Here is a 17706-nt window from a genome sequence, read left to right on the forward strand (position 1 = left end):
CCGACCGGACCCCCCGCGTCCCCCGCCGGCGGGCGCCGGCGGGTGCGCGCGATGGCGGTCTGGGGCGTCGCTTTCGTCGTCGCCTGGCTGGCCATCGGCCTGCCCACCGACCCGGCGTACGCCTTCCTCTGGATCTGGGCGGGCACCATCGCCTGGAACTCGCACCGGCCGTGGCGCAGCCACCTGGCCTTCGCCCGGGACTGGGTTCCGGTGGTGCTGCTGCTCCTGGTCTACAACCTCTCCCGGGGGTTCGCCGACAACGACGCGGTCCCGCACGCGTACGAGCTGATCGTCGCCGACCGGGTGATGTTCGGCTGGGCCACCGGCGGGGAGGTGCCCACCGTCTGGTTGCAGGAGCACCTCTACCAGCCCGACGTGCGCTGGTGGGACGTGCTGGCGAGCTGGGTCTACTTCTCCCACTTCGTGGTGGCGCTGGCCGCCGCCGCGGTGCTGTGGCTGCGTAACCGCCGCCGCTGGGCGGCGTACATGCGGCGTTTCGGTTTCCTCTGCGCCGCCGGCCTGGTGACCTACTTCCTCTACCCGGCCGCGCCGCCGTGGTGGGCGGCGCAGAACGGGCTGCTCACCGAGGTCGCCCGGATCTCCACCCGGGGCTGGAAGGCGTTCGGCATGCACGGCGCGGGCAACCTGCTCAACGCCGGCCAGATCGCCGCCAACCCGGTGGCCGCGATGCCGTCGCTGCACACCGCGTGGGCACTGTTCGTGGTGCTGTTCTTCTTCCGCTCGGTCCGCCGGCGCTGGTGGCCGCTGCTGCTGGCGTACCCGCTGGCGATGACCTTCACCCTCGTCTACTCCGGCGAGCACTACGTGATCGACGTGCTGGTCGGTTGGGCGTACGTCGGGTTGACCTTCCTGGTGGTCGGTCTGGCCGAACGTTGGTGGGCGGCCCGCCGGTCCCGCCGCGAGCCGGCCGACGGGCCGGTCGCGGCGACGTCGCACGCCGTGTCACCGGCCCCCGCCGTGTCACCGGCCCCCGCCGTGTCACCGGCCCCCGCCGGGCCACCCGATGTCGGCGAGCCGGCGGAGCCGGCCACCCGCTGAGCCGGCTGCCCACCGAACGCTCCGACTGTCGGACTCTCGGGTCGGTCACCTCGCCGCGAGAGCATCCGGGCCGGGCGCAAACCCGTGCCGCCGGGGCGCCGAAACCCGCCGGGCCGCCGGGCGGTTCAACGGACCTGCCGCGCCGCGTGCGACCGCGCGGTCAGTTCCGCCGCCAGAGCCCACGCCTCGGCCAGGTCGCGGTCGTACGCCGCGGCGCCGCCACCGGACGCCGTGTCGGCGTGCACCGTGGCCAGCCGCAGCCGCCGCTGGGCCGGCCCCTGCACCACCCGTACGCTCTGGATCCGGGCGTACGGCACGATCGCCAGCTGCCGCGTCACCAGCCCGGAGCGGACGGCGAAGACCCGCTCGCCCAGCCCGGCGCCGAGCACCCGGGCGCTCAGCGGGCGCAGCCAGCGGGCCCGGGCCGGCGGCGGCCTCAGCGGCAACGCGGTCAGCCGCACCCCGGGCAGCACCTCGTCCACGATCATTTCGGCGGTGCGCAGGTCACCGACGGGCAGCAGCCGGTCCGGCCGGTTGCGGTCGTCCGATTCGCCGGCCGCGTAGCCGGCGACCTCCAGGCGCAGCCGCAACCATCCCTTCCAGCGCCAGAGCAGCGGCCAGGTCACCCCCACCGTCTGCACCCGGTCCAACGGGACGGTCTGCACCCGGGTCTCCAGCAGTCCGTTGCGCACCCGCAGGCCGGCGTCCTCCCGGGCCAGCCGGAAATCCCAGTCATCGAGGACCCGGCGCACCGGTTGCAGCACGATGCCCGCCATCGCGGTCAACGTGCTGGCCACCGCGATGAACGACCAGGAACCCTCGGAGAGGAACTGTGCCACCACGAAGACCACGCCGAAGGGAAGGAGAAACGCCTGCGGGGTGAGCAGTTGGCTGACCAGCAGGTCGGCCTTGCGTACGGCGTGCAGCTCACGCCCGGTGACCTCCGGCACCGGCCCGGCCGCGGCGACCACCGGGGCGGGCGGCTGCCCCGGCGCGCGGCCGGCCGCGGCGAGCAACCGCTGGCGCAACGCGGCTGCCTCGGCGACCCCCAGGTACGCCAGCGGCGCCTCGGTCTTGCCGCCACCGACCACCTCCAGACGCAGCTCGGCCAAGCCGGTGAGCTGGGCGAGCAGGGGCCGGACAACCTCGACGGCCTGCAGCCGCTCCAGCGGGATGGCGCGGGTCCGCCGCCACAGCAACCCTTCGTGGATACGCAGCTCACGCCCGACGACGTGGTACCCGGTGTTCCACCAGCTGACCACCGAGAGCACGGTCGCGCCCAGGGCCAGTACCACCACCATCGCCACGAACCAACCGAAGCCCACCCGGGACAGCGTCGACCAGGACAGGCCGGCGATGACCACGATGAGGGACTTCGCGCCGTGCAGCACCGGGCTCAGCGGGTGCAGGCGCTGCCGCGGCTCCTCGGTCGGCAGACCGGCCGGTGGCGCACCGGCGACGTGTGGCGGGCTGGCGGCGTGCGGTGGCGCGCCGGCGGCCTGCGGCGGGCCCCACGGCCCGACCGGCTCGGGACGCGGCGGCCGGTCGCTCACAGCCCCTCCGCGCGGTCTTCGCCGAGTGCGGTGAGCCGGTCGCGCAGCCGGGCCGCCTCCGCCGGCCGCAGCCCGGGAACCCGGGCGTCGCTGGCCGCAGCGGCGGTGTGCAACTGCACCGTGGCCAGGCCGAAGGCGCGTTCCAACGGGCCGGCGCTGACATCGACGAACTGCATCCGCGCGTACGGCACGATGGACAGCCGGCGCACCAGCAGCCCGTGCCGGACCAACAGGTCGTGCTCCCGTTCGGCGTAACCCCAGGCGTGCACGGCCCGGACGATCGTCACCGTCCGCCACAGCCCCGCCAGCAGCGCCGCACCGAGTGCCGCGCCGAGGAGCCGGTGGCCGCTGAGCGCCCAGCCGACACCCAACCCAAGCAGCAGCACGGCCAGCACGATGGCCAGCCGGAGCAGCTCCACCCAGATCAGGTCACGGGAGATCGGCTGCCAGCGGACGGTGTCCGGCCAGGGTTCCAGGGCACTGACCGGAGGCTGCGCCGGCTCGGCGCCGGTCATCGGAGACGTCCGCTCTGCACGTTCACCGTCCGAGCGTATGCGATCCGGGCAGGGGCGTGACCTCCCGCAGGAAGCCGCGCGCGTCGAGGAAGTCGCCGAGGGACGTCCGGTGTACCGGGCAGGCCAGCCAGGTCTTGCGGCGCTCGGGGTCGTGCAGTCGGGGGTTGTTCCAGCGCAACGCCCAGGCGGCGGGGGCACGGCACCCACGGGCCGAGCAGATCGGGGCCTCGTCGGCGGGGGTGGGTGCAATCATCCGGTCGAGTCTAGGTCGCCGGTGCCGGAAGTGTGAGCGCCGGGCGGCCACGGGGGGAGCCGCCCGGCGACGGGGTGAATCGTACACGTGCAGGCCCCCTCCATGTCCACCCTCGTTCAGCGATTCGTCCACCACCGACGGCGTGGCGAAAATCAGCTTCTCCCTCCGACGCCACTCAGCCGGGCATGCGAGTCTTGATACGCACCACGCCCGACGACCGACCATGCTGTGGAGGACCGGTGGCCCAGCCGACCACGCCCGACGCCCCCCGACCCGACGCGGCGGCTCGCGCCACGCCCGCGCCGGTGAGCACTCCGGCGCAGGACGCCACGCTGCTGGAACGGGCGCTGTTCGAGATCAAACGGGTCATCGTCGGGCAGGACCGGATGGTCGAGCGGATGGTCGTCGCGCTGCTGGCGCGGGGGCACTGCCTGCTGGAGGGGGTGCCCGGGGTGGCCAAGACCCTCGCGGTGGAGACCCTCGCCAAGGTGGTCGGCGGCGACTTCGCCCGGGTGCAGTTCACCCCCGACCTGGTGCCCGCCGACATCATGGGCACCCGCATCTATCGGCAGTCCAGCGAGAAGTTCGACGTCGAGCTGGGTCCGGTCTTCGTCAACTTCCTGCTCGCCGACGAGATCAACCGAGCACCGGCGAAGGTGCAGTCGGCGCTGCTGGAGGTGATGAGCGAACGGCAGGTCTCCATCGGCGGCGAGACCCACCGGGTGCCGGACCCGTTCCTGGTGATGGCCACCCAGAACCCGATCGAGCAGGAGGGCGTCTACCCGCTGCCGGAAGCGCAGCGGGACCGCTTCCTCATGAAGATCGTTGTCGGCTACCCGACCGACGCCGAGGAGCGGGAGATCGTCTACCGGATGGGGGTGAGTGCGCCGGAACCGGCCCAGGTCTTCACCACCGACGACCTGATCGCCCTGCAACGCAAGGCCGACCAGGTGTTCGTGCACAACGCCCTGGTCGACTACGCCGTCCGGCTGGTGCTGGCCACCCGCACCCCGGCCGAGCACGGTATGCCCGACGTCGCCCCGCTCATCCAGTACGGTGCCAGCCCGCGCGCCTCGCTCGGCCTGGTCCGGGCCACCCGGGCGCTGGCCCTGCTGCGCGGGCGGGACTACGCGCTGCCGCAGGACGTGCAGGACGTCGCCCCGGACATCCTGCGTCACCGGCTGGTGCTCAGCTACGACGCCCTTGCCGACGACGTGCCCGCCGACCACGTGGTGCACCGGGTCCTGTCCACCATTCCGCTGCCGTCGGTCGCGCCCCGGCAGCAGGCCACCCCGGCGCCACCGGTCAGCGCCGCACCCGGCGGCTGGCCCGGGCAGCGGCCGTGACCTCACCCGTGCGCCCGGCGGCCGTCGGTGACCGTGACGAGGCGGTCCTCGCCCGGCTCCAGCTGCTGATCACCCGCAAGCTCGACGGCCTGCTCCAGGGCGACTACGCCGGACTGCTGCCCGGGCCGGGCAGCGAGGCGGGGGAGTCGCGGGAATACCGGCCCGGCGACGACGTGCGCCGGATGGACTGGCCGGTCACCGCCCGCACCACGATGCCGCACGTGCGGCGTACGGTGGCCGACCGCGAGCTGGAGACCTGGCTGGCAGTGGACCTCTCGGCGAGTCTGGACTTCGGCACCGGACGGTGGCTCAAACGGGACCTGGTGGTGGCCGCGACCGCGGCGCTGGCCCACCTGACCGTCCGGGGTGGCAACCGGATCGGCGCGGTCATCGGCAGTGGCGGGCCGCCGCCGGCGAAGGTCAGCCGATGGCGGCCCGCCACACCACCACCGGCCGGGCCCGGGACGGTGACCCGGGTTCCGGCCCGCTCCGGTCGCCGGGAGGCGCAGGCCCTGCTGCGTGCGGTGGCGCACACCCCGGTACGCCCCGGCCGCAGCGACCTCGGCGCGCTGGTGGACATGCTGAACCGACCGCCACGCCGCCGGGGTCTGGTGGTGGTGATCTCGGATTTCCTCGCACCGCCGGAGCAGTGGGGCCGGCCGCTGCGTAAGCTGCGGGTCCGGCACGACGTGCTGGCGATCGAGGTGGTCGACCCACGTGAGCTGGAACTGCCCGACGTGGGGGTACTGCCGGTGGTCGACCCTGAGACCGGAGAGTTGCACGAGGTGCAGACGGCCGACGCCGGGCTGCGCCGCCGGTACGCCGAGGCGGCGGCCGCCCAGCGCCACGGCATCGCCGCGCAGGTGCGCGCGGCCGGCGCCGGGCACCTGCGCCTGCGTACCGACCGAGACTGGCTGCTGGACATGGTGCGATTCGTGGCCACGCAGCGGCACGCCCGTACCCGGGGGACGACTCGATGATCCGTTTCATGCAACCGTGGTGGCTGCTGACCCTGCTGCCGGTGCTCGCCCTGGCGGCGGGCTACGTGTGGCGGCAGCGCCACCGTCGCGCCTACGCGATGCGGTTCACCAATGTGGCGCTGCTGCGGACCGTCGCACCGAAGGGTCTGGGCTGGCGGCGGCACGCGGCGGCAACCGCGTTCCTGCTCGCCCTGCTGGCGCTGGCCACCGGGATGGCCCGCCCGGCGGTGGACACCCGCGAGCCCCTTGAGCGGGCCACGGTGATGCTGGCCATCGACGTGTCGCTGTCCATGCAGGCCGACGACGTGGCGCCGAACCGGCTGGAGGCCGCCCAGGAGGCGGCCAAGCAGTTCGTCGGGGAGTTGCCGGCCAGCTACAACCTGGGCCTGGTCTCCTTTGCCAAGTCGGCGAACGTGCTGGTGCCACCCACCAAGGACCGGGACGCGGTGACCACCGCGATCGACGGGCTCACCCTGGCCGAGTCGACCGCCACCGGTGAGGCGGTCTTCACCTGTCTGGAGGCGATCCGCTCGGTGCCGGCCGACGGGGCGGCCGACATCCCACCGGCCCGGATCGTGCTGCTCTCCGACGGCTACCGTACGGCGGGCCGGTCGGTGGAGGAGGCCGCCGCGGCGGCGCAGGCGGCGAACGTGCCGGTCTCGACCATCGCCTTCGGCACCGATGCGGGGCAGGTCGACATCAACGGTCAGCCGCAGCGGGTGCCGGTGGACCGGTTGGCGCTGGCGGAGCTCGCCGAGACCACCGACGGCTATTTCTACGAGGCCGCCTCGGTGTCCGAGCTGAAGCAGGTCTACCAGGACATGGGCAGTTCGATAGGGTTCCGCACCGAGCCGCGCGAGATCACCCAGTGGTACGCCGGGGTGGCGCTGCTGCTGGCGCTCTGCGCGGGCGGGCTCAGTCTGCTGTGGACCTCACGGATGCTGTGAGCCCGGCCGGCGGTGCGGTGAGCCGGGCGGCCGGCGCGCTCAGTGACCGCCGCCAGCGAGCACGAAGACGACGGCCACCCAGACGGCGGCGAGAGTGAATCCCAGCGGGGCGAGGTAACGGCTCATGCAACGGCTCCGGGTGGCGACTGGCGGTCCGGGTACGGGGGGACCGTGAGGGCTGATCAGGACGCGCACACGAAGTCGTGACCGGGCGGCTCCGCCGCAGGCGTCCCGGCGTACCGACGGCACGGGCCGGCGGCCCCGACAGCGGATCGGGGGCGGGACGGGGTGGCGGAGCGGAACTGGGTCAGCTCGACCGACTGAGTCGCGGCTCAGCGGGGCTGACGGTCGGCCCGGCCACGACTGGGAGGATCGCTATCTCGCATAGCGATCACCTCCTGAGGTCGGCGGGGCCCGGAACGCGGACCTCACGTCGGCCCGCAAACGCCGCTGATCGTACACCGCGCGGTAGGCCGCCACACCTCGGGGCGTGGGTACGGCCGGCGTACCGGATCGGGTCGCAGGCCGGCCGGGTGCGGCCCCTCCACTGGGGACCGCACCCGGCCGCTGAGCGAGGGTCACATGGCGACCGGTGAGACGAAGCCGCTGGCCTTCGCCCCACGGGCCGACAAACTGCCGATCTTGCGCCAGGTGAAGCTGGTGACCTTGTCGCCGGCGTTGCCCTCGACGGTCTTGACGTGCGTCACCCGGCCCCGGGAGTCCTTCTTGACCGCCACCACCACGCCGATGTGCGCGATGCTCTGCGGGTAGTTGCCGTAGACGACCGCGTCCCCCTTCTCCACCTGTCGCTTGCTGATCGGCCGCCACCGCTTGTTGGCTTTGCCCCACTTCTGCCAGTAGGTCGCGTAGTGACCCTGGTCGGTCGTGTTCCAGCCCTTCGTCGGGTGCTTCATCGCCGGCCGTCGGGTCGCCCCGCCCATGTACCAGGCCCAGTTGACGAAGACGCCACACCACTCGGCCGGCCGTACGATCGTCCGGTTGTACTGGTACGTCTTCGGGTAGTTGTTGACGCCGGTCTCCCGCTTCCCCACCTGTCCCATCGCGTGCCGCACGATCGAGGCCCGGATGCGGGCCGGGCTGGGCGGCGGTGCCGCGGTGACGGCGCCGGTGTCGATCGTGACGGCGACCGGCGTGGCCGGGGCCGTGGGCGGTGCCGTCGGCGCGGCGCTGACCGGGTTGCTGACGGCCATGCCGGCGACCAGCGTCAGGCCGGTGACCGCGAGCCAGGCTTTCCGTGCGAGGTGCATGTTTCCTCCCGTTTCCGGCGGAGCGGCGTCGGCGCTTGCGCCGTTACCGTCATCGCATCTCCTTGAACGGAAGGCTGGGGGCAGGCCCTTGACGGAATCTGGGAGAAGACTGCAATCGGCTGCTCCGACCGGGCTGCCGGGAGAGCGTCCACCGCGGACGCGGGTCACCGGCTCAGCCGGAACCCGGCCCTCCGCTCGGGGGTGCGGCGGAATCGATGTGGAACACCTGCTCGGCGCCGCCTGGCTGGTGCCCGAACTGGACAGGCTGGTCGCCGCGCACCCGCTCGACGAGCGGCTGACCGGGCAGCTCATGGTGGCGCTGTACCGCTCGGGGCGGCAGGCGGACGCGCTGGCGCGTTACCGGATGACGAGCCGCCTGCTGGCCGAGGAGCTGGGTGTCGGCCCAGGCGCCGGGTTGCGCGAGATCCATCGGGGTGTCCTGACCGGCGACGTGGACCTGCCCCAGGCTGCTCGTCGGCCGGACCGTCAGCGCCGGACACCGGTGTGGCGGGGGACCGTTTCGCGGCAGCCCGGGCGGGCATCGGCGGAGGGACCCCCGCCCCGGCGTTAGCGCCTACCGGCGGGTAACGCCTAGGCTCCGACCGACGCAGAGATCAGCTGAGCAGAGGGAGGACCCGTGGCCCGTACCGTGCTGGTGACCGGCGGCAACCGGGGGATCGGCCTGGCCATCGCGCAGGCTTTCGCCAAGCAGGGCGACCGGGTCGCGGTGACCCACCGCAGCGACAGCGCGCCCGAGGGATTGTTCGGGGTGAAGTGCGACGTCACCGACGGCGCCTCCGTCGACGCCGCCTTCTCCACCATCGAGGCCGAGCTGGGCCCGGTCGAGGTGCTGGTCGCCAACGCCGGCATCACCGACGACACGCTGCTGATGCGGATGTCCGAGGAGCAGTTTGCCAGCGTGCTGGACACCAACCTCACCGGCGCGTTCCGCTGCGCCAAGCGGGCCTCGACGAAGATGCTCCGGGCCCGCTGGGGGCGGATGATCTTCATCTCCTCGGTGGTCGGCCTCTACGGCGGCGTCGGTCAGGTCAACTACGCGGCGAGCAAGGCCGGCCTGGTCGGTGTGGCCCGCTCGATCACCCGGGAGCTGGGTGGCCGCAACATCACCGCGAACGTGGTCGCCCCCGGCTTCATCGACACCGACATGACCGCCAAGCTTCCCGAGGAGCGCCGCACCGAGTACCGCAAGGCCATCCCGGCCGGCCGGTTCGCCGAGCCGGACGAGGTCGCCGGCGTGGTCACCTGGCTGGCCTCGGACGCCGCCGGCTACATCTCCGGCGCGGTCATCCCGGTCGACGGCGGCCTCGGCATGGGCCACTAGAAGAAACGTACGGAGGAACCCTTCCCATGGCAGGACTGCTCGCCGGCAAACGGCTGCTGGTCACCGGCGTCATCACCGACGCCTCGATCGCCTTCTCGGTGGCGAGGCTCGCCCAGGAGAACGGCGCCCAGGTCGTGCTCACCGGCTACGGCCGACTCTCCCTGGTCGAGCGGATCGCCCGGCGGCTACCCGAGCCGGCCCCCGTGATCGAGCTGGACGTCACCAACGCCGAGCACCTGTCCGGCCTGGCCGGCAAGGTCCGCGAGCACGTCGACGGGCTCGACGGGGTGGTGCACTCGATCGGGTTCGCGCCGCAGAGCTGCCTGGGCGGCGGCTTCCTCGACGCCGGATGGGAGGACGTGTCCACCGCGCTGCACGTCTCCACGTACTCGTACAAGTCCCTGGCCATGGCGGCGCTGCCGCTGATGTCGCCGGGCGGCGCGGTGGTCGGGCTCACCTTCGACGCCAGCCAGGCCTGGCCGGTGTACGACTGGATGGGTGTGGCCAAGGCCGCCCTGGAGTCCACCTCCCGCTACCTGGCGCTGCACCTCGGCCAGCAGGGCATCCGCAGCAACCTGGTGGCCGCCGGGCCGCTGCGCACCATGGCCGCCAAGTCCATCCCCGGCTTCGAGCAGTTCGAGCAGGCATGGGCCACCCGGGCCCCGCTCGGTTGGGACCTGACCGACCAGGAGCCGACCGCCCGTGCCTGCCTGGCGCTGCTGTCGGACTGGTTCCCGGCCACCACCGGGGAGATCGTCCACGTCGACGGCGGCTACCACGCGGTCGGCGCCTGACCGGTGGCGCACCGGCCGCCCCCCGGGGTGGCCGCCGGACCGTCCCGGCCGTCGGGGGAGAATGGGCTCATGGCGTACGACGCGTTGGTGCTGGTCTCCTTCGGCGGCCCGGAGCAGCCGGAGGACGTGCTGCCCTTCCTGCAGAACGTGACCCGGGGCCGGGGCGTGCCGCCGGAGCGGTTGGCCGAGGTCGTCGAACACTACCTGCACTTCGGCGGGGTCTCCCCGATCAACCAGCAGTGCCGGGAACTGCTCGCGGCGATCCGCGCCGACTTCGCCGCCCACGGCGTCGACCTGCCGGTGTACTGGGGCAACCGGAACTGGAATCCGATGCTCGCCGACACCGTGGCGCGGATGCGCGACGACGGGGTGAAGCGGGCGTTGGCGTTCGTCACCAGCGCGTACGGCGGCTACTCGTCCTGCCGCCAGTACCAGGAGGACATCGCCGCCGCCCGCGCCGCCGTCGGCCCGGATGCCCCGGTGATCGAGAAGCTGCGCCAGTTCTGGGACCATCCGGGCTTCGTCGAGCCGCACGCCGACGCGGTGCGGGCGGCCCTGGCGCAGCTCGACCCGGCTCAGCGGGACAGCACCCGGTTGGTCTTCACCGCCCACTCCATCCCCACCTCGGCGGCGGCCACCGCCGGCCCGAGCGGCGGCCGGTACACCGCGCAGCTGGCGGAGACCGCCCGGCTGGTGCGCGCCGCCGCCGCGCCGGACCTGCCGTACGACCTGGTCTGGCAGAGCCGCTCCGGCCCGCCCCAGGTGCCGTGGCTGGAGCCGGACATCAACGACCACCTGGCCGCGCTCGCCTCCTCCGGCGTGACCGCCGTGGTGGTCAGCCCGATCGGGTTCGTCTCCGACCACCTGGAGGTGGTCTGGGACCTCGACACCGAGGCGCTGGAGACGGCCAAGCAGCTCGGCCTCGACTTCGTCCGGGCCGCCACCCCGGGCACCGACCCGCGGTTCGTGGCCATGGTGCGCGAGCTGGTCCTGGAGCGCGGCGCGCCGGACGGGCCGGTGCCGCGCCGCCGCCTCGGCGAGCTGCCGATGTGGGACAGCTGCCCCACGCCGTGCTGCGTACCCGCCGCCCGCCGCCCGTGAGAACGACCAACCCCGACACCCCTGGGACGAGATGATGCAGAACCGCAAGCCGGTGGAGAGCTGGCTCACCGACATGGACGGCGTGCTGGTGCACGAGGGCCAGCCGGTGCCCGGCGCCCCGGAGTTCGTCAACCGGCTGCGCTCCTCCGGCAAGCCCTTCCTGGTGCTCACCAACAACTCCATCTACACCCCGCGCGACCTCCAGGCCCGACTGACCCGGATGGGCCTGGACGTGCCGGAATCCGCGATCTGGTCGTCCGCGCTGGCCACCGCCCAGTTCCTCGCCGACCAGCGGCCGGGTGGTACCGCGTACGTGATCGGGGAGGCCGGGCTGACCACGGCGCTGCACGCGGTCGGCTACGTGCTGACCGATTTCGCTCCGGACTACGTGGTGCTGGGGGAGACCCGGACGTACAGCTTCGAGGCGATCACCAAGGCGGTGCGGCTGATCAACGACGGGGCCCGGTTCATCTGCACCAACCCGGACGTCACCGGGCCCTCGGTGGAGGGCGCGCTGCCGGCTGCCGGCTCGGTGGCCGCGATGATCTCCAAGGCGACCGGGGTGGAGCCGTACTTCGTCGGCAAGCCAAACCCGATGATGATGCGCTCGGCGCTCAACACCATCGAGGCGCACTCGGAGACCACCGCGATGATCGGCGACCGGATGGACACCGACGTCCTCTGCGGCCTGGAGGCGGGGCTGGAGACGATCCTGGTGCTGACCGGGATCAGCACCCGGGCCGAGGCGGAGCGCTACCCGTACCGCCCCTCGCGCATCGTCAACTCGGTGGCCGACCTGATCGACGAGGTCTGACCGGGGCCTGTCCGGTGGCCCTCAGGGGCGCAGCGGGGCGTTGCAGGCGGCGACCAGGGCCTGTCGGCAGGCGGTGGTCAGCGGTCGCAGTGCCGCGTCGCGTTGCTGAGCCTCGTAGGTGTTGACCGCGCCGCCCGGTGCGCTCTCCCCGGCGAGGGCGAGCACCCGGTCGAGCACGGCGGCCCGGGCGAAGAGCCGCCGGGCACGCGGGTCGAAGCCGGGTGGCAGGTCGGTGGCCCCGTCCGGGCGGCGCAGCGCGGCGAGGGCCCCGGCCAGCTCCGGCCGCCACTGGGCCACGTCGAGCCGGGTCAGCGCGGCGGTGGACTCGGCGAGGGCGCTGGCCAGTTCGGCCTCGGCCTCCGCCGCGCCGGGGGTGGCGAGCGACGCCGTCGGCGCGTCCGCGGGCAGCGGGTAGACCCGCCACAGCACCGTCTCCCAGGTCATCCCCGACCCGGAGGTGTGTGTGCGGACCTCGGGGATCAACCCCAGCGACCCGGCGACCACCGCCTCGCCGGTCAGCAGCGCGGCCCCGGCGAAGTCACCCGGGCCGGGCAGGCCGCGTGGGTCGCCCGGGGCGGGCAGCACCAGCCGGATCTCGTCCGGGGAGAGCTTGGCCAGAGTGGGCAGGGCCTCCCGCAGGGGCACGTCGGTCCAGGTGCCGGGGGCGTCGGCGACCATGTGCTCCTCGTCGCCGGCGACCTCCTCGGCGACCTCGTCGAAGGGCACCAGCCCGGCACGCCACGCGCGTACCCAGGCAACGAACCGGCTCGACCGGCGCGGGGCCAGGGTGGCCGCGCCCGCTGCGGGGAGGGACATGCGGAAAGGGTACGTGCTTCGCGCCGCCCGTGTCTCGACTGCCGCACGCCCCGAGTGCCCTGACCCCAACTGCCCCTTTCGATCCCGGTTGCCCGATAAACCGGGTGCCGTGGAGCGTCCGGGGTGCCCCGGACGGACGGGACGGCGCGTCGACGGGCGGCACGCCGTCCGTCCGGTTAGCGTGCTCGACATGTCGGGGCGATACGACGGGGACGTGCTGGCGGGCAACTGGCGACGGCGCACGGCGGTGCCCGAGGTGGACGCCGAGCCGGACCTCGTGGTCGAGGATGCCGAATCCGGTTTCTGCGGGGCGGTGGTCGGTTTCGAGCCCGGCGCGGTGACGCTGGAGGACCGGCACGGTCGGCGACGGCACTTCCCGCTGCTGCCCGCCGCCTTCCTGCTCGACGGTCGACCGGTGACCCTGCGCCGACCGGCGCCGGCCCCGGCGCCGGCCGTACGCCAGCGGACCGCCTCCGGGTCGGTGGCGGTGGACAACGTGCGGGCCCGGGTGGCCCGGGCCGGCCGGATCTGGGTCGAGGGCGTGCACGACGCCGCCCTGGTCGAGCGGATCTGGGGGGACGACCTGCGCATCGAGGGGGTGGTGGTCGAACCGCTGGACGGCATCGACGCGCTCGACGCGCAGGTGCGAGCCTTCGCCCCCGGACCCGGGCGTCGGCTCGGGGTGCTGGTCGACCACCTCGTGCCCGGCTCCAAGGAGAGTCGGCTGGTGGCGCGGGTGACCTCCCCGTACGTGCTGGTCACCGGTCACCCGTACGTCGACGTGTGGCAGGCGGTGAGGCCGCGGGCGGTCGGCATCCGGCAGTGGCCGGTGGTGCCGCCGGGGCGACCGTGGAAGGAGGGCGTCTGCGCGGCGCTCGGGGTGGCCGAGCCGGCCGAGATGTGGCGGCGCATCCTGTCCCGGGTGGACAGTTTCGCCGACGTGGAGACCCCGCTGATCAACGCGATGGAGCGTCTGATCGATTTCGTCACCGAGCCGGCCTGAACCGGCCCGCCCGCCCGCCGGTCAGGGCTCCTGGTCGGGGTTGCGGGTGAGGACGAAGGTGGCGATGTCCAGGGCGACGACGCTGCCGTGCTCGTCCCGGAGCACGGTGAGGATCTCGCCGTCCTGCGCGCCGGAGCGGCCCCGCCAGCGGTCCGGCCCCTCCGGGGTGAATCGGAGGTTCAGCTCACCGGGCCGTCCGGCCCGCAGCTCGCCCGACTCGTCGGCGCGGACCTCGAACTCCGTCCCCATCCACCACCAGCGCCCGGTCAGCTCTACCAGCCGCGGCGGGGGCGGCGCGGCGGCCGGCTGCCACGGGGTGACCGCGGCGGGCTCGGTGTCGAGGACCAGGGTGAGCAGGCGGCGGGCCAGACTGCCGATCCAGAACGTGTACGAGTTGGCGAGGGCCACCACGGCGGTCCGGGTCGGTCGGTGCACCGCCAGCGCGGCGACGTAGCCGGGCATCGACCCGCCGTGGCCCACGTACACCCGGTCGCCGCAGCGGTAGGACTCCAGCCCGAGGCCGTGCCCGTGGGTCCACGACTCCAGGTCGCTGATCACCACCGGGGCGCACATCTCGGTCAACGTCTCGGCGGCGAGCACCTGCGGGACCGGGTCGGCCAGGAACGCGGCCCAGCGGCCCAGGTCCTCGATGGTGGACCAGAGCTGCCCGGCCGGGGCCATCGCCCCGGTGTCGGTACGCGGCTCCTCCCGCAGCGTGTCGTGCCACGGGTGCACCACGTAGCCGCGGGCGTACGGCTCGGTGGCGTGGTACGTGGTGCGGTTCAGGCCCAGCGGGGTCAGGACGCGTTCGCGCAGCAGGTCGATCCACGGTGTGCCGGTAATCCCCTCCAGCACCCCGCCCAGCAGGCCGTACGCCAGGTTGGAGTAGTGGTAACCCCGCAGCGGCGGATAGGCGATCTTGTCCGGGGTGAGCCCGGCGACCAGCGTGGCCAGGTCGCTGCCCTCCGTCCGCTCCCACCACCGTCCGTCCGGCTCGCGTTGCAGACCGCTGGCGTGGCTGAGGAGCTGGCGCAGGGTGCGGTCGCCGAGCGGCGTGTCGGGCAGGTGCGCCGCCAGGGGGTCGTCGAGGGCCAACCGGCCGGCGTCGCGCTGCTGCATGACCAGCGTGGCGGTCATCGTCTTGCTGATCGAGCCGAGCCGGTACTGCACGTCGACCCCCGGGCAGGGGTGTGCTCCGGCAGCGGCGAGATGGGCGAGCGTGCCGTCGCGGACCACCCCGAGCACCAGGGACGGGACACGGTCGGTCGACTGGGCCTCCGCGACGAGGGCGTCGACCTGGCGAAGGGTCTCGGGCGACAGGGTCACGGCGGCTCCCTCGGTCGGTATCGCTGCCCGCTGAAGCTTACTGATCATGCTGGCTCGTGGGGACGTGCGTCGGCGTGTCACGATCGGGGGGTGGACGCCGTGGTGTGGATCGTGCTGGGAGTGATACTGGGCGTCGCCGAGATCTTCACGACGACGCTGTTTTTGATCATGTTTGCGGCCGGCGCCTTCGCCGCTGCGGGCGCCGCTGCGCTGGGTGCGCCGGTGCCGATCCAGGCGCTGGTCTTCGCCGTGGTGTCGGCGCTGTCGGTGGCGGTGGTGCGGCCGGTCATCCGACGCCACGCACGCAGCGCCCTGGAGACCGGCGAGCAGTCGTTCGGGGTGGAGGCACTGGAGGGTGCCGCCGCGCTGGTGCTGGAGCGGGTCGACACCGACCGTGGGCTGGTCAAGATCGACGGCGAGGTGTGGAGCGCGCGCCCGTACGACGCGACGCAGTCTTTCGAACCCGGTGAGCGGGTGCAGGTGATCAAGGTCCGGGGTGCCACCGCCCTGGTATGGCAGGACGACATTTCCACCCCCGGCGAACTGCCGGAAGCGAAAAGGTGAGCATATGGAATTCGCAGCGGTCCTTCTGATCGCCATCGCGGTGATCATGGTGGTGACCCTGGTCAAGGCGGTGCGCATCGTTCCGCAGCAGCGGCAGGACGTGGTCGAGCGCCTCGGCAAGTACAAGCGGACGTTGAACCCGGGACTGAACCTGCTGGTCCCGTTCATCGACGCGGTCCGCACCAAGGTGGACATGCGCGAGCAGGTGGTCAGCTTCCCGCCGCAGCCGGTGATCACCTCGGACAACCTGGTCGTCTCCATCGACACCGTCCTCTACTACAAGGTCGTCGACGCGGTGCGGGCGACCTACGAGATCGCCAACTTCATCCAGGCGATCGAGCAGCTCACCGTGACGACGCTGCGCAACGTGATCGGCTCGCTGGACCTGGAACGGGCGCTGACCAGCCGCGAGGAGATCAACCGGCACCTCTCCGGCGTGCTGGACGAGACCACCGGCCGGTGGGGCATCAAGGTGACCCGGGTGGAGATCAAGGCGATCGAGCCGCCGCCGAGCATCCGCGACTCGATGGAGAAGCAGATGCGCGCCGAGCGGGACCGTCGCGCGGCCATCCTGACCGCCGAAGGGCACAAGCAGTCGCAGATCCTCAGCGCCGAGGGCGAGAAGCAGGCCGCGGTGCTGCGCGCCGACGGTGACCGGCAGGCCCGGATTCTCCAGGCCGAAGGGCAGGCCAAGGCGATCCGGACGGTCTTCGACGCGATCCACCAGGCCAACCCGAGTCAGAAGGTGCTCGCCTACCAGTACCTCCAGGCGCTACCGCAGATCGCCAACGGTTCGGCCAACAAGGTCTGGATCGTCCCGGCCGAGCTGACCAAGGCCCTGGAGGGGATGGGCGGCGCGCTGGGCGGGCTGAGCCGGATGGTTGGTGACGAGCCGTCGCCGGAAGCCTCCGACACCGCCAGTGAGGTCGAAAGGGAAGCCGCCGAGGCGGCCCGGGCCGCGGCCAACGCCGCCCAGGAGATCCACAACGAGGTGCGCGTCGCCGAGGCGCAGGCCACCGGCGGCAAGACCCCGCAGGGGCTACCGGCCCCGGAGCCGGTCTCCCCGGACAGCCTGCTGGGTGATCAGCCGGGTCAGCGCGAGCGGGGCTGACCGGGGTCGTCGCCGCAGGCGTCGGCAAATACGAAAAACGCTCATCCGGTGCCCCGGCACCTGCCACGATCGGTCCTGAGGACGGTGGTGGCGAGGCGCCGGGGCACCGGTGCGTCCACCGCCGCTCGCCCACGATCGAGCGAGGTGGCGCATGCAGAACCCGGCGAAGCGGCTGTTCCCATCCACTCCCGTGACCGGCGCGCACGACCCGACCGCCCCGCTGGGCACCCGGCGCACCGGCGGGGGCTTCGCGGTGCTGCCCTTCGTCGGTGACCCCGCCCCCGCCGCCCCGGCCACCGACGCCAGCTGGGCCTGGTCGCTGCGGCGGTTCGCGCGCGCCGCGGTGTGGCTCCTGCCGGCGTACGCGGTCCTCTACGGCGTGGTGGCGATGGCCAGCGACGGCGGCGTGGGCAACGACCCGTACCCGGCCGACGGTCGGCCGCTGTACCTGCTGGGCTGGGTGGCCGCCGTCTGGCTGGGCCTGCTCGCGCTGCTCGCGCTGACCGGACTGCTCGCCGCCACCCGGGTCCGGCGCATCGCCGTGGCCGGTCTGCTGGTCAGCATCGCCGGCACGGTGCTGATGCTGCCGTTCGCCGGGTTCGAGGAGCAGACGCCCGTCTTCGGCACCACCGCCCGGATGCTGGTGCTGGTCGGGGCCACCTGCTACAGCGTCGGCTGGCTGCTCACCGGCTGGTCGGTCGCCCGCTCCGGGACGTTCGCCATCGGCGACGGGACGATGCTCATCATCGCCGCCCCGCTGCTCGGTCTCGGTGGTGCGCTGGTCGGCAGCCTGCAGACCTTCGGCGCGATCTTCGTACTGATCGCCGGCATCGGCATCGGCTACCGTTCCGGTCGGCTGGTCCCCGCCACCATCGCCCGCGACGCCGCCGCCGCCAGCGTCGCCACCCCCGTGG

Annotated in this window: 19 protein-coding genes; 13 read left to right on the forward strand and 6 right to left on the reverse strand. The window is 73.1% G+C overall.

Features of this window, described 5'->3' with window-relative positions; genetic code table 11:
• Positions 1–1059 (forward strand): phosphatase PAP2 family protein (locus tag E1166_RS21820; RefSeq protein ID WP_279433228.1); only part of this gene is annotated, 1059 nt, incomplete at its 5' end.
• Positions 1060–1184: 125 nt separating this feature from the next.
• Here the strand turns inward: E1166_RS21820 and E1166_RS21825 are convergent.
• From E1166_RS21825 to E1166_RS21835, 3 genes are all read right to left on the reverse strand, one after another.
• A complete protein-coding gene (locus E1166_RS21825; protein WP_243710475.1) occupies positions 1185–2495 on the reverse strand; it encodes a PH domain-containing protein in 1311 nt (436 codons plus the stop codon).
• 113 nt (positions 2496–2608) lie between these two features.
• Positions 2609–3127, reverse strand: a complete 519-nt coding sequence (locus E1166_RS21830) for a PH domain-containing protein (protein WP_132341525.1) — start codon at positions 3125–3127, stop codon at positions 2609–2611.
• A gap of 22 nt (positions 3128–3149) precedes the next feature.
• The gene (locus E1166_RS21835; protein WP_132341527.1) at positions 3150–3380 is read right to left on the reverse strand and encodes a hypothetical protein; all 231 of its coding nucleotides are present in this window, start codon (positions 3378–3380) and stop codon (positions 3150–3152) included.
• A gap of 239 nt (positions 3381–3619) precedes the next feature.
• On the opposite strand from E1166_RS21835, the gene E1166_RS21840 reads away from it, so the two are divergent.
• Genes E1166_RS21840 through E1166_RS21850 form a run of 3 tightly spaced genes read left to right on the forward strand, consistent with a single transcriptional unit; the run spans position 3620 to position 6653 of the window.
• Complete coding sequence (locus E1166_RS21840; RefSeq protein ID WP_132341529.1) at positions 3620–4726, forward strand: MoxR family ATPase; 1107 nt, start codon at positions 3620–3622, stop codon at positions 4724–4726.
• Positions 4705–5706, forward strand: coding sequence for a DUF58 domain-containing protein (locus E1166_RS21845; RefSeq protein WP_132341553.1), 1002 nt, complete (start codon positions 4705–4707; stop codon positions 5704–5706). Before E1166_RS21840 ends, E1166_RS21845 begins: the two co-directional genes overlap by 22 nt.
• Positions 5703–6653, forward strand: a complete 951-nt coding sequence (locus E1166_RS21850) for a VWA domain-containing protein (RefSeq protein ID WP_132341531.1) — start codon at positions 5703–5705, stop codon at positions 6651–6653. The genes E1166_RS21845 and E1166_RS21850 overlap by 4 nt, the downstream gene beginning before the upstream one ends.
• A 578-nt stretch (positions 6654–7231) precedes the next feature.
• Here the strand turns inward: E1166_RS21850 and E1166_RS21855 are convergent.
• Positions 7232–7921, reverse strand: a complete 690-nt coding sequence (locus E1166_RS21855; RefSeq protein WP_165944403.1) for a hypothetical protein — start codon at positions 7919–7921, stop codon at positions 7232–7234.
• A gap of 217 nt (positions 7922–8138) precedes the next feature.
• Between E1166_RS21855 and E1166_RS32555 the strand changes: the two genes are divergently transcribed.
• The 5 genes from E1166_RS32555 to E1166_RS21880 all read left to right on the forward strand — a co-directional run bounded on the left by E1166_RS32555 (position 8139) and on the right by E1166_RS21880 (position 11972).
• Positions 8139–8492, forward strand: coding sequence for a BTAD domain-containing putative transcriptional regulator (locus E1166_RS32555; RefSeq protein WP_279433229.1), 354 nt, complete (start codon positions 8139–8141; stop codon positions 8490–8492).
• Positions 8493–8558: 66 nt separating this feature from the next.
• Positions 8559–9263 (forward strand): beta-ketoacyl-ACP reductase, encoded by a 705-nt coding sequence (locus E1166_RS21865; protein ID WP_132341537.1) that lies wholly within the window; start codon positions 8559–8561, stop codon positions 9261–9263.
• A 26-nt stretch (positions 9264–9289) separates the two neighbouring features.
• On the forward strand, positions 9290–10057 hold the full coding sequence (gene fabI / locus E1166_RS21870) for an enoyl-ACP reductase FabI (protein ID WP_132267396.1): 768 nt from the start codon (positions 9290–9292) through the stop codon (positions 10055–10057).
• A gap of 69 nt (positions 10058–10126) precedes the next feature.
• Entirely contained in the window at positions 10127–11158 is a 1032-nt protein-coding gene (locus tag E1166_RS21875; protein WP_132341539.1) for a ferrochelatase, read from the forward strand.
• A gap of 34 nt (positions 11159–11192) precedes the next feature.
• Positions 11193–11972, forward strand: coding sequence for an HAD-IIA family hydrolase (locus E1166_RS21880; protein ID WP_132267420.1), 780 nt, complete (start codon positions 11193–11195; stop codon positions 11970–11972).
• 21 nt (positions 11973–11993) lie between these two features.
• Here E1166_RS21880 and E1166_RS21885 read toward each other — a convergent pair whose 3' ends face one another.
• Complete coding sequence (locus E1166_RS21885) at positions 11994–12788, reverse strand: hypothetical protein (protein ID WP_132341541.1); 795 nt, start codon at positions 12786–12788, stop codon at positions 11994–11996.
• Between the two features lie 190 nt (positions 12789–12978).
• Here E1166_RS21885 and E1166_RS21890 point away from each other — a divergent pair, with 190 nt between their 5' ends.
• Positions 12979–13791, forward strand: coding sequence for a DUF3097 domain-containing protein (locus E1166_RS21890; protein ID WP_132341543.1), 813 nt, complete (start codon positions 12979–12981; stop codon positions 13789–13791).
• Between the two features lie 21 nt (positions 13792–13812).
• Here the strand turns inward: E1166_RS21890 and E1166_RS21895 are convergent, their stop codons facing one another.
• Positions 13813–15117 (reverse strand): serine hydrolase domain-containing protein, encoded by a 1305-nt coding sequence (locus tag E1166_RS21895; protein ID WP_132341545.1) that lies wholly within the window; start codon positions 15115–15117, stop codon positions 13813–13815.
• A gap of 90 nt (positions 15118–15207) precedes the next feature.
• Between E1166_RS21895 and E1166_RS21900 the strand changes: the two genes are divergently transcribed.
• From E1166_RS21900 to E1166_RS21910, 3 genes are all read left to right on the forward strand, one after another.
• A complete protein-coding gene (locus tag E1166_RS21900; protein WP_132341547.1) occupies positions 15208–15681 on the forward strand; it encodes an NfeD family protein in 474 nt (157 codons plus the stop codon).
• Positions 15682–15685: 4 nt separating this feature from the next.
• On the forward strand, positions 15686–16792 hold the full coding sequence (locus E1166_RS21905; protein ID WP_132341549.1) for an SPFH domain-containing protein: 1107 nt from the start codon (positions 15686–15688) through the stop codon (positions 16790–16792).
• Between the two features lie 151 nt (positions 16793–16943).
• On the forward strand, positions 16944–17706 hold a 763-nt coding region (locus E1166_RS21910; RefSeq protein ID WP_132341551.1), incomplete at its 3' end, for a hypothetical protein.

It is taken from the genome of Micromonospora sp. KC213 (assembly GCF_004348325.1).
In the GTDB taxonomy this organism is placed as follows: Bacteria; Actinomycetota; Actinomycetes; order Mycobacteriales; family Micromonosporaceae; genus Micromonospora.